The organism is Pseudomonas sp. NMI542_15 (assembly GCF_021283425.1).
GTDB lineage: Bacteria > Pseudomonadota > Gammaproteobacteria > Pseudomonadales > Pseudomonadaceae > Aquipseudomonas > Aquipseudomonas fortuita.
The window spans coordinates 1-377 of the sequence record NZ_JAJSRO010000080.1; the positions used below are offsets into that span (position 1 = coordinate 1).

Sequence of the window (377 nt, forward strand, 5' to 3'; positions counted from 1 at the left end):
ACCTGTGGGGGGTTGAGGTTGATGCTGAACACGCCGGTTGGGCCGACTACAGCCGTGCCCAGTTCGGTGCCATCGGCGGCAACGATACGCACAGTGCTGCCGGGTTCGGCACGGCCGGTGATGACGCTGCCGTCAGCGCTGACGGACAGCTCGGTCGGGCTGGCGGGGGCGGTGATGTCGGGCGCGGTGATCTGCGCAGGCAGAGAGGAAGCGCCGCTGTCATCAATGGCGACCACATCCAGCAGTTCGCCGTTGGCCTGGGCCGGGCTCAGCTCGATGCTGAAGGTGCCATCGTCATTAGCGATGGCGCTGCCGATCAGGGTGCCGTTGGCGTCACGCACCTCCACGCGCGTCCCCGCAGGGGCGGAACCAGTGAG

The 377-nt window shown here is 67.6% G+C and carries 1 protein-coding gene; it reads right to left on the reverse strand.

The features are described 5' to 3' along the window. On the reverse strand, positions 1-377 hold a 377-nt coding region (locus LU684_RS30500; protein WP_232895379.1), incomplete at both ends, for an Ig-like domain-containing protein.